The organism is Streptomyces sp. NPDC058231 (genome assembly GCF_042882275.1).
In the GTDB taxonomy this organism is placed as follows: domain Bacteria; phylum Actinomycetota; class Actinomycetes; order Streptomycetales; family Streptomycetaceae; genus Streptomyces.
The window spans coordinates 1-24,520 of record NZ_JBHVWN010000047.1 but is presented as its reverse complement, the minus strand read 5'-3'; the positions used below and the strand labels follow the sequence as shown (position 1 = coordinate 24,520).

Genomic DNA, 24,520 nt, shown 5'->3' with positions numbered 1-24,520 from the left:
TGCGAGCCGCTAGGTTTACGTACATGCGCATCGCCACGTGGAACGTCAATTCGATCACCGCCCGCCTCCCGCGGCTGCTGGCCTGGCTGGAGAGCACCGGCACGGACGTGCTGTGCATCCAGGAGACCAAGTGCACGGCCGAGCAGTTCCCGTCGGACGAACTGCGCGAGCTCGGCTACGAGTCCGCGGTCAACGCCACGGGCCGGTGGAACGGGGTCGCGCTGGTCTCCAGGGCCGGTCTGTCCGACGTCGTCACGGGGCTGCCCGGCGGACCGGAGTACGAGGGCGTGCAGGAGCCCCGGGCGATCTCGGCGACCTGTGGCCCGGTCCGCCTCTGGTCGGTCTACGTGCCGAACGGCCGCGAGGTCGTCCACGAGCACTACGCGTACAAGCTGCGCTGGTTCGAGGCGCTGCAGAAGGCGGTTGCCGCGGACGCCGCGGGCTCGCAGCCGTTCGCGGTACTCGGCGACTTCAACGTGGCCCCGACCGACGAGGACGTCTGGGACCCGGCGTTGTTCGAGGGTGCCACCCATGTCACCCCCGCCGAGCGTGCGGCCCTCGCCACGCTCCGTGCGGAAGGGCTGTCGGACGTGATGCCCCGACCGCTCAAGTACGACCGTCCGTACACCTTCTGGGACTACCGCGAGCTGCGCTTCCCGAAGAACAAGGGCATGCGGATCGACCTGGTCTACGGCAACGCCCCGTTCACCGCCGCGGTCAAGGACAGCTATGTCGACCGCGAGGAGCGCAAGGGCAAGGGTGCCTCCGACCACGCCCCCGTGGTCGTGGACCTCGACCTGTGACCCGGGGCCGGTGACGTACGGCCGGCCGCGTCGCACCACGGGATCCTGACCGCCGCCCCGCCCGGCCGGGCCGGACCTACGACGTCTCCAGATGCGGCGCGCGGGCCCGGACCGCCTCCAGCACCTGTCGTTTGGACGGGTTGACCATCGCCTGCCCGGCCACGGACACCGTCGGCACGGTCTCGTTCCCGTCGGCGACCGAGCGGACGAACGCCGCGGCCTCGGGATCCCGCCAGATGTTCACCTCGGTGTAGGCGAGCCGGGAGAAGCGGAGCCGCAGGCGCAGCTTCATGCAGTACGGGCAGCCCGGCCGCCAGTAGACGACCATGCCGTCGCGGTCCTCGGTCATGTCTTCCCCTCCCGTACGCGTACGTGTGGGCGAGAGCATCTCAGATCGGCCGGGGACCGTTGTCAGTGGTCGCCGATACGGTGATTCCTGTCATTGTCCCGCTTGCTGGCTGCTTGCGAAGACTCGGACCGCCCCGCCCGTTCAGCGCCGGGCGGGGCGTCATGCACGGACGGTGCCCCGGTGACGCCGACTGCCCGGAAGCCCCAGCGGCACAGGGGTCCGCGTCACGGGGCACTGCCGGCGGATCAGGCCAGGGACACCAGTCGCGCTCCGCCGTCGGACTCGATGACCGTGCCCGTGGTGTTGGCATTGGTAGCCGCGAGTACGACGACCTCGGCGATGTCCTCCGCGGTGGCGACACGCCGGGCGGGCAGCGCGGCGGCGACCTGCGCGAAGTAGGCCTGCCTGGCCTCGTCGGGGATCCCGTTCCACCACGGGGTGTCGACGACTCCGGGCGACACCCCGTTCACCCTGACCGGAGCGAGCTCCGTGGCCAGCGGTTTCACGAGGGACTCGACCGCGCCGTTGAGGGCGGCGACGCCCGAGGTCCCCGGCAGGCCGGCGCGGGCGGTGATCGCGCCGAGCAGAGTGATCGAACCGTCCTTCGCCAGATGCGGCAGGGCTGCCTTGATCGTGGTGAGGTGCGCCCAGAACTTGGCGTCGAAGGCTCCGCGCAACACCTCCAGGTCCAACTCGGCGACCGGGCCGATGCCGTCGCTCCCGCTGAGGGTCAGCACCAGCCAGTCGATGGTGCCGATGGACTCGATCAGTGCGCCGATCTCCTCGGCGTTCCCGGCGTCGGCGCGGTGACCTGTCAGCTCGGGATCGGTGGCGGCGACCGCGTCGAGGCGGTCCTCGGAGCGGCCGGCGACGTGGACCGTCGTACCGCGCCGGTGCAGCAGCCGGGCCGTGGCGAGTCCGATCCCGGAAGTACCCCCGACAACGAGGGCGGTGCGCTGAGACATGACCTCATCCTCTAATTCGAACCGTGGCGTCTCGTATTAAGCTAGCACCATGTCGACGGAGAGCACACCCCCCACCGCGGCCCGTCCCGGGCGCAGGCGCAGCGAGGAGAGCCGGAGGGCGATCCTGGTCGCCGCGTTCGAACTGATCGGCGAGGTCGGCTACGCGGGCCTGACCATCGAAGGCATCGCCACCCGGGCCGGCTGCGGGAAGCAGACGATCTACCGCTGGTGGCGGTCGAAAGCCGATGTCCTTCTCGATGCCCTGTCGGCCAAGGGCGAGCTGTACATCACGACCGCGGACCACGGCTCGTACCGCGACGATCTGCGGGCGTTCCTGGCGGACACCTATAGGCTCGCGGGGCATCGTCAGGTCACCGACGTCCTGCGCGCGTTGATGGCGGAGGCCCAGATCGACGCGGAGTTCGGCGAGCGGTTCCGCACCGGTTTCCTCGAACGGCGCCGCGACGCGCTCCGGGTGATCCTCGACCGGGCGGCGCACCGCGGCGATCTGCCGGCGCAGCCGGAGCCGTCCACGGTGCTGGATCTGGTGTTCGGCACACTCTGGTACCGAGTCCTGACCGCACGGCCGGTCGAGGGTGGACTCGCGGACGAACTGCTGGCCGTTCTCGCGCCGGACCTGGGGCGCGGGTCGCCGCCCGCCGGCCGGGGCGGGCGCACCTGACCGGTGGGCGGCCGGTCGCGGGCGGCGCGCGCGGCGGCGCGCCGGTGGGCGCGCGCACCCGGTTCAGCACTCGAACGACAGGCCGCGCGCCCTGTGGTGCGCAACCGGGCAGGGATGCGACCCTGAGTGGTATGAAGCTCCCCTTTCTGGACACCTGGCTCAAGCGTCGCGACGGTACGCGTGGGGCGGGCCTCGCGGCCGCCGTCGAGGCCGACCCGGAGGGCGTGGCCGAGCTGCTTGCCGAGTGCGAGCTGCTGCGTGTCCGGGTGGGGCAGCGAGGGCTCGAACTCGACGACACCCCGGCCTCGTTGACAGCGCTCGACCAGCTGCCGCCCCGCTGGCGCGACGACCCCGAGGAGCTGCCCTGGCTGGGTAACGACGCCGGGCTGTACCTCGGCACCGTCTTGGTGCGTAACGTCCCCGGAGCGGTCTGGCACATCTGGCCGAGCGGGCAGCCGGTGGTCCGGCTCGCCTCCGGCCGGGAGATCGATGTCGTCGAGGCCGGGCTCGACTGGGCGATGGCGGGCAGCCCCGAGCTCTCGCAGGTCTACGCGGAGTCAGCAGAGGGGTAGCGGCTCGCTGAAACCTAATAAAACGCCTTATGCCGTGTTTATGCGTGTCGGGTGTTAAGTCCCTTGCCGGGATGGATAGTTTGCGCTGACCTCGACACAGCGACAAGTGGGTAGGGCAGTGTATGGCCGTCGATCCGTTGATCGAACTGCGGGACGTAAACAAGTACTACGGGAAGTTGCACGTACTGCAGGACATCAATCTCACCGTCGGCCGCGGCGAGGTGGTGGTGGTCATCGGCCCCTCCGGCTCCGGCAAGTCGACGCTCTGCCGGACCATCAACAGGCTTGAGACGATCGAGTCGGGTCACATCGCCATCGACGGCAGGCCGCTCCCGGAGGAGGGCAAGGGACTCGCGCAGCTCCGGGCCGAAGTCGGGATGGTCTTCCAGTCGTTCAATCTGTTCGCGCACAAGACGGTCCTGGCCAATGTCTCGCTCGCCCAGCTCAAGGTCCGCAAGCGCAAGAAGGACGCGTGCGATCAGCGGTCCCGGGAGCTGCTGGAGCGGGTCGGGCTCGCCTCCCAGGCCGACAAGTACCCTGCGCAGCTCTCCGGTGGTCAGCAGCAGCGGGTGGCCATCGCCCGCGCACTGGCCATGGATCCCAAGGCCCTCCTCTTCGACGAGCCGACCTCGGCGCTCGACCCGGAGATGATCAACGAGGTGCTTGAGGTCATGCAGCAGCTCGCCAGGGAGGGCATGACCATGGTCGTGGTCACCCACGAGATGGGGTTCGCCCGGTCCGCCGCCAACCGTGTGGTCTTCATGGCCGACGGTCGCATCGTCGAGGACCGCACCCCGGAGGCGTTCTTCACCGCCCCGGAGTCCGACCGGGCCAAGGACTTCCTGTCCAAGATCCTCAAGCACTGACGGGAGGCTCCCTGTTGCGTACGAGAAAAGTCCTGGCCGCCTGCGCGGGCCTCCTGCTGGCCGCCCTCGCCGCCGGCTGCGGCAAGGAGGGCAGCCCCCCGGTCAAGGGGCCCAAGCCCGGTGAACTGCCGGTCTACCAGGTCGACACCGGTTTCCGGCTGCCCGCGTCGAAGACCTGGACGAAGGCCAGGAAGCGCGGATACCTCCGGGTCGGAGCCAAGGAGGACCAGCCCTATCTGGGCGAGAAGGACCCGGCCACCGGTGTCTATTCCGGATTCGACATCGAGATCGCCCGGATGATGTCGGCCTCGCTGGGCTTCCCCCCGAAGACGATCCGCTTCAAGACGATCGCCTCGGCCAACCGTGAGACCGCACTGCAGAACGGGCAGATCGACTACTACGTCGGCACCTACACCATCAACGCCATGCGCAAGAAGCTCGTCGGTTTCGCCGGGCCGTACCTCATGGCGGGTCAGTCCCTGCTGGTCCGGACGGATGAACACGACATCAACGGTCCGCAGGACCTGGCGGGGAGGACCGTGTGCTCGGCCGCGGGCTCGACCCCCTACCAGCGCATCGCGGCCGACTACCCGAAGGCGATCCTGGTCGCCTACGACACGTACTCGATCTGTGTCGACAACCTGCTGACCTACCAGGTCGACGCCGTCACCACCGACGACGCCATCCTCCTGGGCTTCGCCGCCAAGGCGCCCAAGGAGCTGAAGGTGGTCGGCGAGCCGTTCTCCGAGGAGCCGTACGGCATCGGTGTGCCGCGCAGCGACAACGCGCTCAGGTTCGCACTCAACGACGCCCTCGAGGCCAATGAGAAGAACGGCAACTGGAAGAAGGCGTTCGAAGCCACGCTCGGCCGGTCCGGTGTGCCCGCGCCCACCCCGCCGCCCATCGACCGCTACCCGGCGACCTGAGAGGACGGGCCACGACCATGGACGTACTCACACAGAACTTCTCGCTCTACGCCGAGGGTTTCCTCGGCACTCTCCAGCTCACCGTCTACGCCTCGATCCTGGCGCTGGTCCTCGGCTTCGTCATGGCCTCGTTCCGGGTGGCGCCCGTCGGCTCGCTCCGGGTGTTCGGCACGGTCTGGGTGACGGTGCTGCGCAACACCCCGCTGACGCTGCTCTTCTTCGCCGTCCTGCTCGGTCTGCCGCGCTTCGGACTGGTTCTGCCGTTCAAGGTCTTCGCGGTCCTCGCCCTCGGCTGCTACACCTCCGCGTTCATCTGCGAGGTGCTGCGTTCCGGCATCAACACGGTCCCGCAGGGGCAGGGGGAGGCGGCCCGCAGCCTCGGTATGACCTTCACCCAGACGCTGGGGAGCGTGGTGCTGCCGCAGGCCTTCCGCTCGGTGATCCCGCCGGTCGGTTCGACGCTCATCGCGCTCGCCAAGAACTCGGCGATCGCCGGGGCGTTCAGCGTCACCGAGCTGCTCGGCACCTACAAGACCCTCAACGAGCTGGGCTACAACATCATCTGGACCTTCGTCTGGATCGCGGTCGGCTACCTGATCATCACCTTGTCCATCAGCGCGCTCTTCCATGTGCTGGAGAAGCGGTACGGAGTCGCCCGATGACCCATATGCCGGCTGCCGCCGCGCTCTATGACATCCCGGGTCCGCGGACCCGCAAGCGCCACGTCGTGTACGGGATCGTCTCGACGGCACTGATCCTCGCCCTGGTCGGATGGATCATCTATCTGCTCTTCGACACCGAACAGTTCACGAGCGTCAAGTGGACGCCCTTCGAGTACAAGGGCATCCAGGAGCTCCTGTTGCGGGGGCTCGGCAACACGCTCAAGGCCTTCGGCTGCGCGGCGGTCCTCTCGCTGGCCCTCGGGGCGGTCCTGGCCGTCGGCAGGCTCTCCGAGCACCGGGTGCTGCGCTGGTCGGCGACGCTCCTCGTCGAGTTCTTCCGCGCCATGCCCGTGCTGGTGATGATCTTCTTCATCTTCGTCGCGCTGAAGGTCCAGCCGCTGCCCGCGCTGGTCGCCGGACTGACCCTGTACAACGGCTCGGTGCTCGCCGAAGTGTTCCGTACGGGCATCAACTCGGTGGAGCGCGGCCAGCGTGAGGCCGCGTACGCACTGGGGATGCGGAAGACGCAGGTCATGACCCACGTGCTGGCCCCCCAGGCGGTACGCGCCATGATGCCGACCATCATCAGTCAGCTGGTGGTGGCCCTGAAGGACACCTCGCTCGGCTATCTGATCACGTACGAGGAGTTCCTCCACGCGGGAAAACTCATCGCGTCCAATCTCGACTACGATCTTCCCTTCATCCCCGTGGTGATGGTGATCTCGCCGATCTACATCGGGATGTGCATGCTGCTCTCCTGGTTCGCCACCTGGGTCGCCAAGCGGCAGCGGCGCAATCCGAAGACGGAGGCCGTGGACGTCGCACCGGCCGAACCAGGAACGCTGCTGCCGGGAGTGCAGTAGCCGGGACCGGCCGAACGGCGGTCCGGAGGAGCGGTACCCGCCCGGCAGCAGCCGGTGATCACTTCTCGCGCAACGGGACGGACAGGTACGAGGGGTCCGTGCTCGGCGAGGAGAAGGTCAGCTGCGCGCCGGCAGGGTTGTGCTCGATGTAAAGGGGGTCGACGGTGTCGATCACCAGGGCGAGCCGGTGCCCGGCCGGAACGTCGTAGGCGGTGGAGAACAGCTCCAGATCGACGCCGAACGGGTGGCCCGGACGCTGCCCGTGGAAGGTGTACGGGGCGTTGCTCACCAACTTGCCGAGGCCGAGCGGCCCCTCGTCGTAGAGATACGCGACGAGGGTGCCGCTCTCCTTGTTGCTGGTGACCGTGGTGTGCAGCCTCGCGGTGCCGCGGATGTGCCGCGCGGAGCCGTACGGCTGCGACTGCCGGACGTCGGCGAAGGCGCGCGGCAGCAGGGGGATCGAGGCGGCCGGCGGCAGTTTCACGAACTGGTCGAGGGCGTTCGACAGTAGGACGATGCCGCCGTCGGCGCCCGAATCGACGCCGGTACGGATCGTCTTCGTGCCGGCGAGCGCGATCCGTTCCTCGGCGGCGCCGACCGACTTCCAGTCGCGGTAGCCCTCGTATCCGCCGTCCGTTCGTGACTTGAGCTGGACCGGCTGCTCCTGGTCGATGCCGTTGCGCTCACCCTTGAGATAGCGGTCGAACCAGCGGTGGGCGTCGGTCCAGGTGTCGTTGGGCAGCCCGAGCAGCCCGGTGGCCTCGGCGGTGGCATGGTCGCCGGGGCGGAACTCCAGGCGCTTGGGACCGGTGAGCTTGTCGAAGAACGAGGCGTACTGGTTGGGCGGGAAGATGGTGTCACCCCAGGCGTTGCCCATCATGACAGCGGCGCCGTTGGCGTTGATCTCGTCCAGGTACGCGGCGGGGGAGCGCTTCCTCCCCCAGGCGATCATGGTGTCCTCCTCGGCGAGATTCGAGCCGAGGAAGTCGGTGAGTGTCCGGTTCAGCTCGTCGCTCGGACGGCCGGTCAGCACGCCGGCGCCGCCGAGCAGCGCGGCGGCCTGGAGATGCTGGGTGCGACCGCTGTAGATGGAGTCGATGAGGTCGGCCCAGCCACTGAGGGCCACCACGGCCTTGATCCGTTCGTCGTGGCCGGCCGCGAGGAGGCTGATCCCCGCGCCGTACGACACCCCGCCCAGGCCGATGCGCTGCGGGTCGGCAGCGGTGTGTGCGAGGGCCCAGTCGATCACGGCGGAGACGTCGGCGACGTCCGGTGGACCGGCGACCTCGATCTTCCCGCCGGAGAGCCAGAAGCCGCGCGAGGTGTAACTGACCACCACGTAGCCGGAGTCGGCGAGCTGCTGCGCCTGCGCCAGGTACTCGACCTGCGGCAGCGACCAACTGGTGGGCAGTACGATCAGGGGGTATTTCGCACCCTCCTTCGCACCGGCGGGGGTGACGACATTGCCCTTGAGCGTGATCCCGCCGGAGCCCGGGATGTCGTGGAACCGCAGGCCGGGCGTGGAATCGGCCACCGGCGCGGCGGGGGGTCCGGCGGCTGCCGCCGGGGCCGCGCCGAGGGCGGCTCCGGCGACCAGGACGGCGGCGGTTCCGAGGGCAGCGGTGGTGCACAGAGACGGGTACGGACGTCCCACGGGTCACTCCTCACGCGTGGAGGTGCAAAGTGACCCGACGGTAACCCCCGTCACTTACCCCTGGTAACTCCTCGGTGAGTTGCGTGCGGATAACGATTGTTGGACATGCCGTCAGCAGCGGCCCGGTGGGGAGGGTCAGCCGAGCGCGCTCTCGGCCTTCCAGTCGGCCCAGGTCACATTCCACGCCCCGTAGCCGTTGCCCTCCGCGACCGTCCCCTTGGCGTCCGCCCCGGTGATCTCGAACGGGTCGCCGACCTGCGTCCTCCGGTACAGCTCCGCGGCGTTCGCATCGCTCATCCCCACGCAGCCCGAACTGTGGTTGGCGACCCCGAAGTACGCGGCGTTCCACGGCGCCGCGTGCGCGTACATGCCCGACCAGGTCAGCCGCAACGAGGAGTCGACCATCTTGTCGTACGCGTGGCCCAGACCGACCGTCTCCGAGCGCATGTTGATGGTGCCCTCCTTCGCCATCAGTACCGCGGTGCCCCGCCACGAAGCCTTGTCGCCGCCCGGCGTGCCCGCCGACATGGGTACGTCCATGACGGTCCGCCCGTCCTGACGCAGCGCCAGCCGGTGCCGGTCGAGGTCGACCTCGACCACCTGCTGCCGGCCGATGGCGAACGTCGTCCGGTAGTCGCGTACGAACCAGCCGCCGTCCGGACCGGAGTCGATGCCGTTCAGATCGGCTTCGAGCGTGACGCGCGTGCCGGGCTTCCAGTACTCCTTGGGCCGCCAGTCGACGCGATCCCTGCCGGAGTAGTCCCGCAGCCAGCCCCAGGAACCCTCGGTGTTGTTCGACGTGGACACCTTGAGCCCCTTCTCGACCGCCGCCTTGTCCTTCACCGGGTGGTCGAAGACGATCGACAGCGGCTGGGCGATGCCGACGGTGGTGTTCTTCCCGGGCGCGAGGGTCAGCTTGTTGACCCTGTCGGCCGCGGCGGTCGAGAACCCCGCGCCGTCCGTGCCGCCCCTGGTGTCCGTCGCCTCGACGGTGTACCGGGTACCGGGCGCGGCGACCCGGTCCGACGTCCAGCTGCGGCCGTCGCCGGATATCCGGCCCGTGAGCGCGGCGCCCTCGGCCGCGGTGACCCTCACCGCCTTCAGTCTCCCGTCGGCCAGCGTCACCGTCACAGGCCTGCCCGCGGCGGCCTTCCTGCCCTGGAGGTTCACCGAGATCCTGGTCTCCGAGGTCCCGGCGTCCCCGGCTCCGTGCCCGGGCACGGAACCCGAATCCGACGCGGCGGCGCCCGAGCAGGCCGTCAGGGCGGCGCCGAGCACCGCGGTACCGGCGAGCAGCGAGAGCCGCGCGGGGCGGGCGTACGACGTGGTGCGGCGTGTGCGCCGGTGGTCAGAGATCAAGGGAAAACCTCCATGGCAGTGCTTCTCTTCGGTGGAGAGGCATGTTCCTGACTTTAGGTACCTGAAATCCAGGAAATCCCACGGATTCCCCTGTGTGACGGGGAATGCAGCGCAACGGTCATCGTCCGGTCACATACGCCGCGCGGACCCGTCACGGGCCGCTGTGAGCATTTTTGTCAGCCCCGCCGAGCCGATCGGCCGGGCCGGACCACAGGGGGGCCACGGAGATGTCAGCGCTGCTCGCGACCGGTGACCGCAGAGGTGAACAGGGGCTACGGATACGCGGTCTCACCGCTGCCGAACACCGGGCACATGTGACCGCGCGCGCGGGGGCGAGCTTCCTGCAGTATCCGTCCTGGGCCGGGGTGAAGGACCGATGGAAATCGGAAATGGTCGGATGGCACGGCGACAGCGGTGAATTGAGCGGCAGCGCGCTGGTGCTCTATCGGCAATTCCCCGGTACCCGGAAATACTTCGCCTATCTTCCGGAAGGTCCGGTGGCCGACTGGGCCGACCCCGGGATCGACCTCTGGCTGCGGCCGTTGATGACACATCTGCGGAAGGCCGGCGCCTTCGCCGTACGGATCGGCCCTTCTCCGGCCTACCGCCGCTGGGACACCGCCCGGCTCAAGTCGGCCACCGGCCCCGGCCGGAAGGTCGGCGACGTCCTGGCGACCGAGGTGGACCCGCTGGGCACCGCGGTCGCCGAACGGCTCCGGGCGCGAGGCTGGCACCGGTGCGGCGGGGATGGCGACGCAGGGAACGACGCCGACGCGCAGCCACGCCACGTCTTCCACGTGCCGCTCGCCGGACGCAGTCGCGACGACCTGTGGGCCGGGCTGAACCAGGAGTGGCGCCGCAACATCCGCAAGGCCGGGAAATGCGGCGTCCGGACAGTCGTCGGCGGCGCGGCCGAACTGCCCGCCTTCCACCGGCTGCTGCGGCTCACCGAGGAGCGGGACGGCTTCCGCCTCGGCCGCTCGCTCGCCTACTTCCAGCAGCAGTACGCCGTGCTCAACGCGGAACAGCCCGGCCGGATGCGGCTCTATCTCGCCGTCCACGACGGCGAGATCCTTGCCGCGCACACCATGATCAGCACCGGATCGAGGGTCTGGTACCAGACCGGCGCGTCCGCCGACCACCGCCGCGAGGTCCGCCCCAGCAACGCCCTCCAGTGGCGGATGATGCTCGACGCACTGGACCTCGGCGCGGAGCTCTACGACATGCGCGGGGTACCCTCCACCCTTGACCCCGACGACCGCTCCTTCGGACTGCTGCGCTGGAAGCTCGGCACCGGCGGACAGGTCGTCGAGACGCTCGGGGAGTGGGAGACATCGGTGGGCGGAGCGGCAAACAACGCGCTGTACCGTGCGTTCCAGGCGTACTTGGCGCGCCGATGACCAACACCGACGCGACCGGAGCGGTCGCGCAGGCGGAGCGGCAGGCGCCGCGGAGGTCCGGGTCGGTGCTCCGCAGCGGAGCCGTCATGGCGGCCGGTTCGGTCGTCTCGCGGGCCACAGGGTTCATACGGTCGGCGGTCGTCGTCGCCGCGCTCGGCACCGGACTCCAGGCCGACGGGTACACGGTCGCCAACACCGTCCCCAACATCCTCTACATGTTGCTCATCGGCGGCGCCCTCAACGCGGTATTCGTACCGGAGCTGGTGCGGTCCGCCAGGGAACACGCCGACGGCGGCGCCGCGTACACCGACCGGCTGCTCACCGTCTGCGCGGCCGGGCTCCTCGTCCTCACCGCGCTCGCGGTCGCAGGAGCCCCACTGATCGTCCACTTCTACACCGACTACTCGGGGGACCAGGCCGAGCTGACGATCGCGCTGGCCCGCTACTGCCTGCCGCAGATCCTCTTCTACGGACTGTTCACCCTCCTCGGCCAAGTGCTCAACGCCCGCGACCGGTTCGGCGCGATGATGTGGACACCGGTTCTCAACAACCTCGTGATCATCGCTGTGTTCGGTCTCTACCTGTCTGTCGCGACAGGTTCCGGGGGAGACCTGACGCCTGGTCACGCCCGGCTGTTGGGGTGGGGGACGACCGCTGGGATCGCCGTCCAGACGCTGGCCCTGGTGCCCGCGCTGCGCGCGGCGAAGTTCCGCTGGCGGCCCCGGTTCGACTGGCGGGGCAGCGGCCTCACCCGGCCGCTGCGCTCGGCCGGCTGGCTCGTGATGCTGGTCCTGACCAACCAGGCCGCGTACTGGGTGGTGACCCGGCTCTCCACCCTCACCGGGCAGCACGCCGTGGAGCAGGGCGTCGCGGGGGGCGCGGGCTATACCGCGTACAGCTACGCCTACCAGTTGTGGGTGGTGCCCCAGGGCATCGTGACCGTCTCGCTGGTCACCGCACTGATGCCGCGGATGAGCCGCGCCGCCGCCGACGGCGATCTTGCGGGGGTACGTCGTGACGTCTCGTACGCGCTGCGGACATCGGCAGCGGTCGTGGTACCCGCGGCCGCGGTGCTGTTCGCGCTGGCCCCCTGGGTGATGGGTGCCGTGTTCGGGTACGGGCGCACCGGCGACGCCGACATCGCAGTGATGGCGGGGATGATGACGGCGTTCGCGCCGGGACTGATCGCCTTCTCCGGGCAGTACGTGCTGTCCCGCGGCTTCTACGCGATGGGCGACACCCGCACGCCGTTCCTCCTGAACCTGGTGATCGCGGCCTGCAACGCGACGCTGTCGGTGGTCGCCTATCTGACACTGCCCGCGCGCTGGGCGGTGACGGGTATGGCCGGGGCGTACTCGGTGGCGCTCTTCGCGGGGTTCGCGGTCACGGCGACGGTGCTGCACCGCCGGGTCTCCCGGGGCGACGCGGGGCCGCGGCCGGCGCTGTGGCGATCGGCCGGCCTGTGGGCGCACGCGCGGCTGGTGCTGGCCTGTGTGCCGGCGGCGGCGCTCGCGTACGGGGCGGCCCGGGCGTGCGCAGAACTCGGCGACTTCGCCGCAACGGCGGCGGGCACAGCGGTACTGCTCGCCGTGGTGGTGCTGTCGGCCCGGCCGCTGCGCCTGACCGAGGTCGGCGCGATGGCCGGCGCGGTGCGTGGACGGCTGCGGAGGGCCGGACATGGGTGAGGGGGTGCCGGCCGTGACCGGCCGCCGTCCTGTCCTCGGCCTCCGGCCCGGCGCGGGGTGCCGGACCGGAAAGATCCGGTCATGCCCGACCGTTGGGAGACCGGTGCCATGCCGCGCGTGCTGCTGATCGAGGACGACCCGTCCGTACGCGAAGGGGTCGAGCTGGGCCTGCGCCGGCGCGGGCATGAACTCCGTGCCGTGGAGACCGGGGAGGCAGGACTCGCCGCACTGGCGGAGTTCCGGCCCGATCTCGTGCTCCTCGACCTGATGCTGCCCGGCATGAACGGCGTCCAGGTCTGCCGTCGCATACGCGAGACCAGCCAGCTGCCCATCATCATGCTCACGGCCCGCGGAGACGACTTCGATGTCGTCGTCGGGCTGGAGGCCGGAGCCGACGACTACATCATCAAGCCCGCCCGCACCGAAGTGATCGAGGCGCGCATACGGGCCGTGCTGCGCAGGCTCGCCGAACCGGCGGGGCGCAGCGCGGTCGAGTTCCACGGTGAACTCGCCGTGGACCGCGCCGGGCTGTCCGTCGCCAAGGCGGGGGAGAGACTCCTGCTCGCCCCCTCCGAACTGAAGCTGCTGCTCCACCTCTCGGCCTCGCCCGAGCAGGTCTTCAGCAGGCAGCAACTCCTCGAATACGTGTGGGAGCACAGCTACCACGGCGACGCGCGGCTGGTCGACGCCTGCGTGCGGCGGCTCCGGCAGAAGATCGAGGACGTGGCGGGCTCCCCCCGTTACATCCAGACGGTCCGCGGTTTCGGCTACCGGTTCGGGCCGCTCGGGTGAAGGTCCTTGCCGCCAGGTTCGGGCTGCGCACCCGCCTCATAGCCGCGTTCCTGCTGGTCGCCGCGATCAGCGCGGCGACCACCGCGGGCCTGACCTACCGCGAGGCCCGGTCCGCGATCCTGCAGCAGGCCCAGGACACGGCGGTCGCCCAGTTCCGCGACCGGGTCACCGCGCAGGCCGTGACCCTGCCGGTCGACACGGCCCGGCTGCAGACGATCTGCCGAACCCTCGCCCGGGAAGGCAAGCCGCACACCTGGATCGTCTTCGCCGAGTACGCGGGACTCAAGGTCTCGTCCTCGGACCGGCCCGTCTCCAACGTGATCACAACCGAGTTCAGGCGGGCGGCCCGGAACAGCGCGCACGCCTCGTTCCAGCGGGTCGTGAAGGACGGCCGGCCCTGGCTCACGATCGGGATGCCCGTCATGTTCGACTGGGGGTACGGTCTTCAGCCCACCGGGATCACTCTCTACGCCGTCATGCCGCTGCTGACCGAGGAGGCCAATGTCGGCGCCATGGTCACCGCGGCCCGCGACGGGGCACTGCCGGCCCTCCTCATCGCTCTGGTGCCCGCTCTGCTCGCCGCCCGCAGTGTGCTGCGCCCGGTGCGGGATCTGCGGCGGGCCGCCGCCGGAATCGGCCGGGGCGAGCTCGACACCCGTATCGAAGTAAAGGGATCCGACGAACTCGCCGAACTGGCCTGGACGTTCAACGAGTCCTCGACAAAACTCCAGGAGTCGGTGGAAGAGCTGCGACGGGCCGAGGAACGGGCCAGGCGTTTCGCCTCCGACGTCAGCCACGAGATGCGCACCCCGCTCGCCGGGATGCTGGCAGTGACCGAGGTGCTGGACGAGGACGCCGCGCATCTGAACGCCGACACCGCGGCGGCCGTGCGGCTGATCAGTTCGGAGACCGGGAAGCTGGCCACACTGGTCGAGGACCTGATGGAGATCTCCCGCTTCGACGCGAAGGCGGCGGACCTCCATCCGGACGAGGTCGATGCCGCCGAGATGATCCGCAAGACTCTTCAGAGCAGGCACTGGGAGGCCCGGGTCGACACCGAACTCGCCGAAGGAGTACGGGCGTTGCTCGACCCACGCCGTTTCGACGTGATCGTCGCCAACCTGGTCGGCAACGCGCTGCGGCACGGTGCCCGGCCCGTCCGTGTCCGGCTGCGGACCGAACGGCGGGACGGAAGGAACCGGCTGGTGACGGAGGTCGCCGACAGCGGCCCCGGCATCGACCCCGGAGTGCTGCCGCACATCTTCGACCGGTTCTACAAGGCCGATGCGGCGCGCACCCGGTCGACGGGCAGCGGGCTGGGCCTGGCGATCACGCAGGAGAACGTACGGCTGCACGGCGGCACCGTGCGCGCCGCCAACGGACCTGGCGGCGGAGCGGTGTTCACGGTCGATCTGCCGCTGGAGGGGGTGTGAGGCGGGGGCGCGTCCTGGGCGTGCTGCTGCCCTTCGCCCTGCTCGCCGCCGGGTGCGGGATCCGGGCCTCGGGCGTGGTCGAGGTGGGCGATCCGGCGACGGTGGACGTGGCACCGGGACCCCGGACGGGCGTCCTGCTGTACTTCATCGGGCCGGCTTCCCCCGATGCGCCGCTGCCCGTCGCCCGACAGGTCGTGGCGAAGCCGGGTGACACGCTCACCCTGCTCTTCGACGGTCCCTCGAAGGCGGAGCGTGCGGCCGGAATGAGGACGGAGCTCCCGGACGTCCCGGGCCAGGCGAAATGGAGTATCGGCCAGGACGGGGTGTCGGTCCGCCTGGGGAGCCCGGTCACCGGACTCTCCGAACTCGCCAGGCAGCAGCTGATCTGCACGGCGGCGCACACCGGAGGCGCCGGGCCAGGAGCAGCGGTCACGGTGTCCGGCACCGACGGCTCCATCGGGCCGGCCCGCTGCGCCGCCTGACCGCCTGACCGCCTGACCGCCTGACCGCCTGACCGCCTGACCGCCTGACCGTCCCGCTGTCCGGGCCACCCTGCCTGCCCTGCCCGCCCGGCTCACCGGGCCGCCGGGAGCGTGACGGCCGGCGGAGGCCGGCGCTGCGGGGGAGGAGGCGCGGGAGCCGGATCAGCCCGACGCGCGGTGCGAGGTGCGCGGTGCCGGGACCGGCGCCTGGGCGTCCCGTGTCACGTCCGCGACCAGCTCCACCACATCGGGTCCGTACGCCTGCGAGTTGACCACCTTCAGCAGCAGACAGAACGTGTTGTTGCCGTGCTTGCGGGACAGTTTCTCGTAGTGGCGGGCCAGGTAACGCGAAGCGGCCTGGTTGGTGATCGCCTGCTGTCCGCAGAAGAGGAACACCGGACGGGCCTCCTGACCTACCGTCAGCCGGGCGAGCAGGACGTACTCGACGGCGCCCTTCTCCGCCCGGTAGCGCTCCGAGCCGATCTGGAAGGCGCCCCGGTCGGGCCCCGGTTCCGGACCGGTGTTCACCGTCACTCCCGGCAGCAGTGATTGCAGATGCGCGGCCATCCGGCGGTTGGAGACCGGCCCGCCGACACAGAACTCGGTGCGCTCGCCGAAGCCCTGCTGAGCCACGTCGTGCGAGAGGATCTGTGCGTGGGCCGAGCAGCCCTTGATGAGCGCGGAGAGTTCGAGCAGGGCGAAGACGTCGTGACGGTGCACCGCGCCGTCGCCCCCCGCGTCACGGTTGACGACGAGCATGCATTCGGAGTTGCCGGGCAGCCCGAAGAAGGCCTGCTTGCGGCGGAGTTTCCGGCGCCAGAGGTAGGTGCGGGCGATCCAGCCGATGGCGGCACTGATGCCGGCGGCTATCACGCCGAGCACGATGTTGCGAACGTCGTCAGTCATGGGCGGGCATGGTAGCGGTCGCTCGCCTCCATGTTCACGGCGGTCCTGACGTGACGTACGGGGCGGCGCTACCCTGCGCGGACGGTCCTTCCCTGGAGGTGCGCATGCGACGTCGGGTCGCGCGGAATGTGTCGTTCTTAGGTGTTCTCGCCGTTGTCGTCACGGTCGGGGCGGCAGCACCGTCCTCCTCCGTACCACCGCCCGTGCCACCCAAGTCGCCCGTCGCGGTGGGATACGGCGGCGCCGTGGCGAGCGTCGACGCCGACGCGACGGCTGCCGGTATCGAGGTGCTCCGCAACGGTGGCAACGCCGTGGACGCCGCCGTCGCCACCGCCGCGGCGCTCGGTGTGACCGAGCCGTATTCGGCGGGTCTCGGCGGTGGCGGTTACTTCGTCTACTACAACGCCAGAACCCACCGTGTGGAGACCATCGACGGTCGTGAGACGGCGCCGCGCACCGCGGACTCCTCACTCTTCCTGGAGGATGGCAAGCCCCTGGCGTTCGCGGATGCCGTCACCAGCGGTCTGAGTGTCGGCACGCCGGGCACCCCGGCCACCTGGGCCACCGCGCTCGACACCTGGGGCAGCAAGCCCCTGAGCGGGGTGCTGAAGCCGGCCGAGCGGCTCGCCCGGGACGGCTTCGTCGTCGACGACACCTTCCGTTCGCAGACGGAGGGCAACCAGGCCAGGTTCGCCGACTTCCCGGACACCGCGAAGCTCTTCCTCCCCGGCGGGCAACTGCCGGTGGTCGGATCGGTCTTCAAGAATCCCGACCTCGCGCGTACGTACGAGAAGGTCGGTCGGGAAGGCATCGACGAGCTGTACCGCGGTGAGCTCGCCGACGATGTCGTACGGGCCGTGCGCAAGCCGCCCGTCGCCCCGGGGGCGAGCAGGGTGGTGCGCCCCGGCGACCTCACCGCGAACGACCTGCGTTCCTACCGTGCGCTGCGGCGGTCCCCGACGAAGGTCGGCTACCGGGGGCTCGACGTGTACGGCATGGCGCCGTCCTCGTCCGGCGGTACGAGCGTCGGTGAGGCGCTCAACATCCTTGCCTCCACCGACCTTTCACGGGCGAGCGAGGTTCGGTACCTGCACCGATACATCGAGGCCAGCCGGATCGCGTTCGCGGACCGCGGGCGCTGGGTCGGTGACCCGGCCTTCGAGGACGTGCCGACGAGCGGGCTGCTCAGCCGCAGGTTCGCCGACTCGCGGGAGTGCCTGATCAAGGACGACGCGGTGCTGACCAGCCCGCTCGCCCCCGGCGACCCGCGCCATCCGGCCGACTGCGCCGACCGCGGCACGGCTGCCCCGACGACGTACGAAGGTGAGAACACCACTCATCTGACGGCCGCCGACAAGTGGGGCAACGTCGTCGCCTACACCCTGACCATCGAGCAGACCGGTGGCAGCGCCATCACCGTGCCGGGGAGGGGCTATCTCCTCAACAACGAGCTGACGGACTTCTCGTTCGCACCCGCCGACCCGGCGGTGCACGACCCGAATCTGCCCGGACCCGGCAAGCGGCCGAGGTCGTCCATCTCCCCGACCGTCGTGCTGAAGCACGGCCGGCCGGTACTGGCCCTGGGGTCGCCGGGCGGGGCCACCATCATCACCACCGTGCTCCAGTCGCTCATCGGCACCGTGGACCGTGGACTGCCCCTGGTCGACGCGATCGCGGCGCCGCGCGCCAGCCAGCGCAACTCGCCGACGACGGAACTCGAACCGGAACTGTGGAACAGTCCGCTCCGGTCCCAGCTGGAGTCGTTGGGGCATGCCTTCAAGCTGAATCCGGAGATCGGAGCGGCCACCGGTGTGCAGCGTCTGCCGGACGGGCGTTGGCTCGCTGCCGCGGAGAAGGTCAGGCGCGGTGGCGGCTCGGCCATGGTCGTGAAACCGAGCGGCCGTCCCTGATGACAAGTCGATAGCTGGACCGACGGGGCTGGTTCATGGCCGGAAAACGGCGATGAGTCAGCCCCGCATTCTTGACGCGGGCATGACTATGGGTTCATCTTGGGGCGTCGGTAAGGAAACTTTCCTAATAGAAGGGCACCCCCCACTGTGCGTACTCGAACGCTCGCCCTCGCCGCAGCATCCGGCGCCGCCCTGCTCGCGGTCTCCGCGCTCCCCGCCGGCGCCCAGCCGGATCCCGGATCCGCCGCAGCTCCCGCCGCGGCCACCGTCAAGGAGGGATCCGTCAGTGCGGCCGACCTGCTGGCCAAGGTCTCGTCCTGTTCCCAGATCTCCAACGGCAAGTACCGCACGGACGAGGAGACTTCGGCCACTGTGCCGGTCTGCGGCAAGAACGGCGCCGTGTTCTGGAAGGCCGACATGGACATCGACTGCGACGGTCAGGTCACCGCGGCCTGCAATTCCGACACCGACCCGTGGTTCCAGGACGACACCGCGTTCCACACCTCGGGCGACCAGCCGCTGAGCGCCGAGACGCTGCCGTACGTGGTCGTGCCGAGCAGCAGCAGCATCTGGAACTACGGCAGTGCCGGGATCAAGGGTGGTGGCGTCGTCGCCGTCATCTACAACAACAAGGTCGAGTACGCCGTGGTCGGCGACACCGGTCCCGACCAGATCATCGGCGAGGCGTCGTACGCCACCGCCGCGGCGCTCGGCATCGACCCCGACCCGGAGACGGGCGGAGCCGAGTCCGGCGTCACGTACATCCTGTTCAAGAACTCCTCGGTGTCACCGATCGAGAGCCACAGCGCCGCTGTCACCGCCGGAGACGCACTCGCCAAGCAGTTCCTCCAGAACAACTAGGGGCTGTCCGGGCGGCACCCACGGGCCGGCGCACGGCATCCGGCGCGGTGCGTCGTGAGGCGGAGGATCGTCCTCGTACCCGGTGCACGGGGACGACTCCGGCGGCGAGGCGAGGCGATGTGCCGGCCCGCGCGGGCCCGCCGGGGACAGGGTGGGTGGCGGTTGGGTGTACGGGTGTTTCCACCGGCTGTCACCCGGTCGGCGACGACGCATTGTGGGGTGTCGACCGCCGCAGGAAAGGAGCCGTGAACACGTCGGCCGCGACAGGTGGTCCCGGTGCCGGCTGCTCGTCATCGATCTCTTGACCCGGCGGACCCGTGCGGTGGCAGCACCGGCGAGCAACCCCCGGGGCTTCGGTCCCCGGAAGGAATCGCTTCACGGCTCCGGCCCGCAGGTCACATCGGACGTCTCTGCTGCTCGATGTACTCCTCGAACCCGGTCCTTCAGGAGCGGGTCAAGTTCACAGCGCGGTGAGGATGCGGGGGCCCGCGTCGGTGATGGCCACCGTGTGCTCCGCGTGCGCGGCGCGGCTGCCGTCCGAGGTGCGCAGCGTCCAGCCGTCCCGGTCCGGGTGGAACTCGTCCCGGCCGCCGGCGATCAGCATCGGCTCGATCGCCAGCACCATTCCGTGGCGCAACGGCATGCCGCGGCCCGGTCGACCCTCGTTGGGGACGGCCGGGTCCTCGTGCATGGACCGGCCCACGCCGTGGCCGCCGAACCCCTCGGGGATGCCGTATCCGGCTTTCCGGCAGACCGTGCCGATCGCATGGGCGATGTCCCCGATCCGGTTGCCGACGACCGCCGCCGCGATCCCCGCATCCAGTGCCTCGAAGGCCGTGTCGGTCAGCCGGGTGTCGTCGGGCCTGGCGCGGCCGACGGTGAAGGTGACCGCGGAGTCGCCGACCCAGCCGCCGAGCGTGGCACCCGCGTCGATGCTCAGCAGATCGCCGTCGCGCAGCCGCCGGTCGGTCGGGATGCCGTGCACGATGGCGTCGTTGACGGACGCGCAGATCACTGCAGGGAAGGGGGTGGGCGCGAAATGCGGCTTGTAGTCGAGGAACGGGGAGCCGGCGCCCGCAGCGCGGAGCACCCCACGTGCCACCTCGTCCAGCTCGCGCAGTGACACGCCGACCTTCGCCGCGCCCCGCACGGCCGCCAGCACCTGGGCCACGACACGGCCCGCCTCGCGCATCGCTTCGATGGATGTATCCGTCTTGAGTTGCACCATGCCAATTACTATACCGGTCGGAGCGGTATGAGAATAACGGCGGTACGAGAATAACGCCGGGCCTAGAATGGGCGCATGGTTCGAACGCCTCTCACCCCGGAAGAGCGCCTGCGCGGCGAACGGCTCGGCCGACTGCTCCGTGAGGCGCGAGGCGCGCGCAGCATGGTCGAGATCGCCGCGAGTGCCGGCATCTCCGCCGAGACGCTGCGCAAGATCGAGACGGGGCGCGCCCCCACCCCCGCGTTCTTCACCGTCGCCGCCCTGGCCGGTGCGCTCGGTCTCTCCATGGACGACCTGCTCACCCGATGCGCCCCGTCCCCGGACCTGGCGGTCCCGCTCGCCGGGTAGGGCCGGGCCGGGGGCATGCATACCGCTGTCCCGTTCGGCCCGGGGGCTGATGTGTCTCACGGTGCTCATGGGTGGCCTGTGCCCGCCGTTCTCGGTTTCCCCCGGCCGAAGGCGGGCGCGTAGGGTCTCGCCCGTGACCTCTCAGACGCTCAAGGACTTCGACCGAAGCGAGTACGTCAGCCTGACCACGTACCGGAAGAACGGCACGCCCGTCGCCACGCCCGTCTGGGCGGCGGCCGACGGGGACGAGCTGTTGATCTGGACCCGCAGCGACTCGTGGAAGGTCAGAAGGATCCGGAACGAGAGCCGGGTCACCGTGACCGTCTGCGATGTACGGGGCCGGATCGCGGAGGGTGCGCCGACCGCCGTGGGCACCGCACGGCTGCTCGACGAGGCGGGGACGCGCACGGTGCGCCGGATGCTGGCCCGCAAGTACACCTGGAAGTTCTGGCTGGTCGACTGGCCGGCGATGGTCGTACGGCTCGGTAAGCGGCCGCACACCGGGATCGCCGTCACCTTCTGACGCCGTCGCCGCAGGGGGCGCGCGCGGCCGTGGCCGTGCGCCGACCGCACCCCGGCCGAAAAGTGCGTGTAGCCGTCCCGTAACACACCTGCGGTCGAATGCCTGCGGACTGGAAGGCTCCAGTCGACCTGGGTGAGGGCGACGATGACGGTGCATCAACGTGTTGGTGAAGTAGCCGAGTTCGCGCAGTACCTGCAGAGTCTCGCGGCCCTGCTCGATCCCGGGCGCGGCTGGTACGGGGTGTTCTGCCGACGCGACCCCGAAGGCGTGCGGGCCTGCCTCGACGGGGCCGAGATCCCGCCGTGGGACGTGGTGGAGTCACTGCTTCAGGACCTGGCCGCGGAGCGCGGTACCGGGTTCGCGGAGCGCGAGTCGGTACGCGCCGCCGCGCTGTACTCCGCGTCGGCCGCCGCCCACGACCGGCGGCCCGGCGGGCGCCAGGCCCTTGTCGATCGGCTGGAGCTGATGCTCCGGGAACAGGCTTACGCCTCCCGGCGGCTGCGCGCGGCCGGGCATCCGGGCGGTGCCCGCGTGACGGACCCGGAGGCGCTGGCGTGGGCCCGGGACGACCACACGCGTGCCTCCGCCCGCTGCACGGAACTGCGCAAACGGCTCGCGGCCGTGACGGTTCCGCCGGGCTGGTTCCGGGCCGAGGAACCGCGAGAGGCGGACGGGGCGCGAAGAGTGGAGGGCACGCGAAGGGCAGAGGACTCGCGAACGATGGGGGAGCGGCCCGGTCCGCCGGACGTGCCGGGTCCCCGCACCGACCCCGCCGCCCGCACCGACCCTGCTCCCCGGGCCGAGCGAGCCACCGCACCATCGTCCGCCGCGCCCGCGCCCGCCAAGCGCCGCAAGCCGAGCGGTGCCCGCTTCGCCGGGCTGGACGTGGACGAGAACTCCGGCCTCGGCGCCGCCGGCACCGCACCCGTACTGCCCGCGCCGCCGGTCACCGCCCCCGGGCCGCGTGGGGCCCGCTTCGGTGGCGCCCCGACCGGCGAGGAGGCCGGCAGGAGGGCCCGTACCCCGGCCGGGCCCACTCCCGATCCCGTCGCGCTCCGCGCCGCCACCGAGGCCGTCGAGACGCTCGTCCGGCTGCGTCAGGAGGGGCGCAGCGGCGAGGCCCATGTCGTGCTCTGCGAAGCGGCCGGCTGGCCCGCCGACCGGCTGCCGGTGCTCGCCGTGGAACTGCACCGGTCCGGACTGACGGCCGACTGGGCGACCCTGCTGTGGGAGGTCTCCTCCCTGCCGCCGGTCGAACTGGCCGCCGCGGCAGGCGCGCTGGCCGCGGCGGGACGCGTTGACGACTGCGGACAACTGCTGCGCCAAGGAGTGGCACGGCCCGCGGCCGAGATAGCCGACGCGGTGCTGGCCCTGGACCGGGCAGGTCTCGCGCCGGAGGCGCAGGCGCTGATGGGTGCCTTCGTCCGGGTGCGCACCCCGCAGGACGCGGCCCGGATCGCGGAGGGTGATCCCCGTCAGCTCGTACCGCAGCTGCTGGCAGCCGCACGTGCGGTCTCCCCGGAGCGCGAGTGGGACCTGGTGCACGCCCTGCGGGTGGCGGGTATCGCGGGCGCTTAGCGTGCGACATCGCGCGAGCTCCCGCTCCGCGTCGGCCGACAGCCTCGGCATCGGTGAGCAGGCCGCTGTCCATCACGCGGGCTCCGCCCGCCAACTCCTCGGGCCTGAGCCCGAATCCGGCCTGGCGCGTTCGCCATGGGCCCGCATGTTCCGGAGTCGGTCGATCAGCCCAGCAGCGCCTCGGTGATCTGGCGGGTGGTCTGTGCGGCGACTGCCGGGTCGGCAGCGGCGTAGGAGGTGTAGGCGTTGAGGCCGGTGGCCAAGGCCCAGCCGCGGCCCCGGGTCCACGTGGCCTCGTCGACGCCGAGCGTGGCGCGGAAGACAGCACGGCTCCCGGCGGACATCAGAGTGAAGGCGATGGTCAGGTCGCAGGCCGGGTCGCCGATGCCGAGCCCGCCGAAGTCGATGACCGCGCTGAGTCGGCCGTCGGCAGTCAGCAGGTTGCCGGTGTGGAGGTCGCCGTGGAACCAGACCGGAGGACGGTCCCACCCCGGGGCACTCAGCGCGGCTTCCCACAGCTCGGTCATGGCCGCGGCGTCGAACACGCCGTCGACGTCCGCGATCGCGGCCAGCCCGCGTCGCGCGGTCCCGGTCGGCCAGCGGCCCGCCGGTGAGGTCCTCGCCGGCGTCCTCGAACGAGAAGCCCTCGGGCGCCAGTTCCTGCAGGGCGGTCAGGAACTGCGCCAGCTGGACGGCGGCCCGGGACGAGTCCGCCAGGGCCTCCGCAGTCGCCACCTCGCCGTCCAGCCAGCGGGACACCGCCCACGGCCACGGGTAGCCGAAGCCGGGCTCGCCCACCCCCACCGGTACCGGGATGGCCAGTGGCAGGTGCGGGGCGAGCAGGGGAAGCCACTCGGATTCCTTCCTGGCCTGCCCGGCAGCCCCCGCGTGGCGGGGCAGCCGGACGGACAGCTCCTCGCCCAGCCGGTAGATCACGTGGTCCGAACCGGCCGGGTCGAGCAGCTTGAGGGGCAGCTTGGCCCATCGCGGGAACTGGGCGTCGACCAGCTGCCTGACCAGCGCCGCGTCGATCGAGGGACGAGTCTCCGCAGTTCTCTCGGTTGCCAAGAGCAGCTCCTGTGGATGGCTCACCCCGTGGCGGCGGGCAGTCGGGCCATCACAGTGGTCGCGGACTCGTCTGTCGATCGATTTTCTCGACGGGACGTCCTCCGCCACGCGGACTCCACGCGCCCGCTCGCAGTGCGTTCACTCTCATTCAATGCAACGAGTGGGGAGGGGGAGTGTTGCGTTAAGCCTCAAGTCATTGCAATGATATTGCGGCTCTCACCTGCATTGATGGGAATAATGCGCAACGAGCTTGTTGCGTGATCAGTGAATGCAACGTAGCGTTTCCATCAACGGAAACGACAAGCCGAGGAGTGCACGATGCAGAAGTTCAACACCCTCACCCCGATCACCGTCGTCCTGGACGTGCCCGCCGGGCGAATCCAGTTCATCGCCGCCGACCGGGCCGATGCCACGGTCGAGATCCGACCGGCGGACATCACGAAGAGCCGAGACGTGAAGGCGGCGCAGCGGATCGCGGTCGCGTTCGACGACGGGACACTGCGGGTGCAGGCCGCACCGGCGAAGAACCAGTACCTCGGTCCGTCCGGATCCGTGGAAGTGACGGTCCAACTGCCGACCGGTTCACGGGTGCAGGCGAAGACAGC

23 protein-coding genes and 2 pseudogenes are annotated in these 24,520 nt (G+C 70.4%); 18 read left to right on the top strand and 7 right to left on the bottom strand.

Going from position 1 to position 24,520, the window contains the following annotated elements; all coding sequences use genetic code 11:
* Positions 1 to 23 precede the first annotated feature (23 nt).
* Positions 24 to 803, top strand: coding sequence for an exodeoxyribonuclease III (locus tag ACFVXE_RS26665; protein WP_389674793.1), 780 nt, complete (start codon positions 24 to 26; stop codon positions 801 to 803).
* A gap of 76 nt (positions 804 to 879) precedes the next feature.
* On the opposite strand, the gene ACFVXE_RS26660 is transcribed toward ACFVXE_RS26665, so the two are convergent.
* On the bottom strand, positions 880 to 1,152 hold the full coding sequence (locus ACFVXE_RS26660; protein WP_389674792.1) for a mycoredoxin: 273 nt from the start codon (positions 1,150 to 1,152) through the stop codon (positions 880 to 882).
* Positions 1,153 to 1,397: 245 nt separating this feature from the next.
* Complete coding sequence (locus ACFVXE_RS26655) at positions 1,398 to 2,117, bottom strand: SDR family oxidoreductase (RefSeq protein WP_389674790.1); 720 nt, start codon at positions 2,115 to 2,117, stop codon at positions 1,398 to 1,400.
* 49 nt (positions 2,118 to 2,166) lie between these two features.
* Between ACFVXE_RS26655 and ACFVXE_RS26650 the strand changes: the two genes are divergently transcribed.
* The 6 genes from ACFVXE_RS26650 (at position 2,167) to ACFVXE_RS26625 (ending at position 6,688) form a co-directional block, all read left to right on the top strand.
* Positions 2,167 to 2,799, top strand: coding sequence for a TetR/AcrR family transcriptional regulator (locus tag ACFVXE_RS26650; RefSeq protein ID WP_389674788.1), 633 nt, complete (start codon positions 2,167 to 2,169; stop codon positions 2,797 to 2,799).
* A 131-nt stretch (positions 2,800 to 2,930) separates the two neighbouring features.
* Positions 2,931 to 3,371 (top strand): DUF6278 family protein, encoded by a 441-nt coding sequence (locus tag ACFVXE_RS26645; protein ID WP_389674787.1) that lies wholly within the window; start codon positions 2,931 to 2,933, stop codon positions 3,369 to 3,371.
* A 122-nt stretch (positions 3,372 to 3,493) separates the two neighbouring features.
* The gene (locus tag ACFVXE_RS26640; protein WP_389674786.1) at positions 3,494 to 4,237 is read left to right on the top strand and encodes an amino acid ABC transporter ATP-binding protein; all 744 of its coding nucleotides are present in this window, start codon (positions 3,494 to 3,496) and stop codon (positions 4,235 to 4,237) included.
* A 14-nt stretch (positions 4,238 to 4,251) separates the two neighbouring features.
* Positions 4,252 to 5,163, top strand: coding sequence for a glutamate ABC transporter substrate-binding protein (locus tag ACFVXE_RS26635; protein ID WP_389674784.1), 912 nt, complete (start codon positions 4,252 to 4,254; stop codon positions 5,161 to 5,163).
* 17 nt (positions 5,164 to 5,180) lie between these two features.
* On the top strand, positions 5,181 to 5,825 hold the full coding sequence (locus ACFVXE_RS26630; protein ID WP_389674782.1) for an amino acid ABC transporter permease: 645 nt from the start codon (positions 5,181 to 5,183) through the stop codon (positions 5,823 to 5,825).
* Entirely contained in the window at positions 5,822 to 6,688 is an 867-nt protein-coding gene (locus ACFVXE_RS26625; protein ID WP_389674780.1) for an amino acid ABC transporter permease, read from the top strand. Before ACFVXE_RS26630 ends, ACFVXE_RS26625 begins: the two co-directional genes overlap by 4 nt.
* 58 nt (positions 6,689 to 6,746) lie before the next feature.
* Here ACFVXE_RS26625 and ACFVXE_RS26620 read toward each other — a convergent pair whose 3' ends face one another.
* On the bottom strand, positions 6,747 to 8,342 hold the full coding sequence (locus ACFVXE_RS26620) for a CocE/NonD family hydrolase (protein WP_389674778.1): 1,596 nt from the start codon (positions 8,340 to 8,342) through the stop codon (positions 6,747 to 6,749).
* Positions 8,343 to 8,477: 135 nt separating this feature from the next.
* Entirely contained in the window at positions 8,478 to 9,701 is a 1,224-nt protein-coding gene (locus ACFVXE_RS26615; RefSeq protein ID WP_389674776.1) for an Ig-like domain-containing protein, read from the bottom strand.
* Between the two features lie 227 nt (positions 9,702 to 9,928).
* Between ACFVXE_RS26615 and ACFVXE_RS26610 the strand changes: the two genes are divergently transcribed.
* The 5 genes from ACFVXE_RS26610 to ACFVXE_RS26590 all read left to right on the top strand — a co-directional run bounded on the left by ACFVXE_RS26610 (position 9,929) and on the right by ACFVXE_RS26590 (position 15,493).
* The gene (locus ACFVXE_RS26610) at positions 9,929 to 11,101 is read left to right on the top strand and encodes a lipid II:glycine glycyltransferase FemX (RefSeq protein WP_389674774.1); all 1,173 of its coding nucleotides are present in this window, start codon (positions 9,929 to 9,931) and stop codon (positions 11,099 to 11,101) included.
* A complete protein-coding gene (gene murJ / locus ACFVXE_RS26605; RefSeq protein ID WP_389674773.1) occupies positions 11,098 to 12,786 on the top strand; it encodes a murein biosynthesis integral membrane protein MurJ in 1,689 nt (562 codons plus the stop codon). The genes ACFVXE_RS26610 and murJ overlap by 4 nt, the downstream gene beginning before the upstream one ends.
* A gap of 108 nt (positions 12,787 to 12,894) precedes the next feature.
* Positions 12,895 to 13,578, top strand: coding sequence for a response regulator (locus ACFVXE_RS26600; RefSeq protein ID WP_389674857.1), 684 nt, complete (start codon positions 12,895 to 12,897; stop codon positions 13,576 to 13,578).
* Positions 13,575 to 15,011: an ATP-binding protein gene (locus ACFVXE_RS26595; protein WP_389674771.1), complete on the top strand. Its 1,437-nt coding sequence runs from the start codon at positions 13,575 to 13,577 to the stop codon at positions 15,009 to 15,011. Before ACFVXE_RS26600 ends, ACFVXE_RS26595 begins: the two co-directional genes overlap by 4 nt.
* A complete protein-coding gene (locus ACFVXE_RS26590; protein ID WP_389674769.1) occupies positions 15,008 to 15,493 on the top strand; it encodes a hypothetical protein in 486 nt (161 codons plus the stop codon). Before ACFVXE_RS26595 ends, ACFVXE_RS26590 begins: the two co-directional genes overlap by 4 nt.
* 162 nt (positions 15,494 to 15,655) lie before the next feature.
* On the opposite strand, the gene ACFVXE_RS26585 is transcribed toward ACFVXE_RS26590, so the two are convergent.
* Positions 15,656 to 16,399, bottom strand: a complete 744-nt coding sequence (locus ACFVXE_RS26585; protein WP_389674767.1) for a hypothetical protein — start codon at positions 16,397 to 16,399, stop codon at positions 15,656 to 15,658.
* Between the two features lie 104 nt (positions 16,400 to 16,503).
* Here ACFVXE_RS26585 and ggt point away from each other — a divergent pair, with 104 nt between their 5' ends.
* Together ggt and ACFVXE_RS26575 are read left to right on the top strand one after the other, a co-directional pair.
* Positions 16,504 to 18,309, top strand: a complete 1,806-nt coding sequence (ggt, locus tag ACFVXE_RS26580; RefSeq protein WP_389674766.1) for a gamma-glutamyltransferase — start codon at positions 16,504 to 16,506, stop codon at positions 18,307 to 18,309.
* 147 nt (positions 18,310 to 18,456) lie between these two features.
* A complete protein-coding gene (locus tag ACFVXE_RS26575) occupies positions 18,457 to 19,170 on the top strand; it encodes a glycoside hydrolase family 75 protein (protein WP_389674764.1) in 714 nt (237 codons plus the stop codon).
* Positions 19,171 to 19,630: 460 nt separating this feature from the next.
* On the opposite strand, the gene map is transcribed toward ACFVXE_RS26575, so the two are convergent.
* A complete protein-coding gene (map, locus tag ACFVXE_RS26570) occupies positions 19,631 to 20,398 on the bottom strand; it encodes a type I methionyl aminopeptidase (protein WP_389674763.1) in 768 nt (255 codons plus the stop codon).
* 75 nt (positions 20,399 to 20,473) lie between these two features.
* On the opposite strand from map, the gene ACFVXE_RS26565 reads away from it, so the two are divergent.
* From ACFVXE_RS26565 to ACFVXE_RS26555, 3 genes are all read left to right on the top strand, one after another.
* Entirely contained in the window at positions 20,474 to 20,746 is a 273-nt protein-coding gene (locus ACFVXE_RS26565; RefSeq protein ID WP_389674762.1) for a helix-turn-helix domain-containing protein, read from the top strand.
* Between the two features lie 133 nt (positions 20,747 to 20,879).
* The gene (locus tag ACFVXE_RS26560) at positions 20,880 to 21,269 is read left to right on the top strand and encodes a PPOX class F420-dependent oxidoreductase (RefSeq protein WP_389674760.1); all 390 of its coding nucleotides are present in this window, start codon (positions 20,880 to 20,882) and stop codon (positions 21,267 to 21,269) included.
* 144 nt (positions 21,270 to 21,413) lie between these two features.
* The gene (locus tag ACFVXE_RS26555) at positions 21,414 to 22,847 is read left to right on the top strand and encodes a hypothetical protein (RefSeq protein WP_389674759.1); all 1,434 of its coding nucleotides are present in this window, start codon (positions 21,414 to 21,416) and stop codon (positions 22,845 to 22,847) included.
* Positions 22,848 to 23,011: 164 nt separating this feature from the next.
* Here ACFVXE_RS26555 and ACFVXE_RS26550 read toward each other — a convergent pair.
* Positions 23,012 to 23,915, bottom strand: a pseudogene (locus ACFVXE_RS26550) (aminoglycoside phosphotransferase family protein).
* Positions 23,916 to 24,233: 318 nt separating this feature from the next.
* Between ACFVXE_RS26550 and ACFVXE_RS26545 the strand changes: the two are divergent.
* Positions 24,234 to 24,520: pseudogene (locus tag ACFVXE_RS26545) on the top strand (hypothetical protein); the annotation flags it as partial.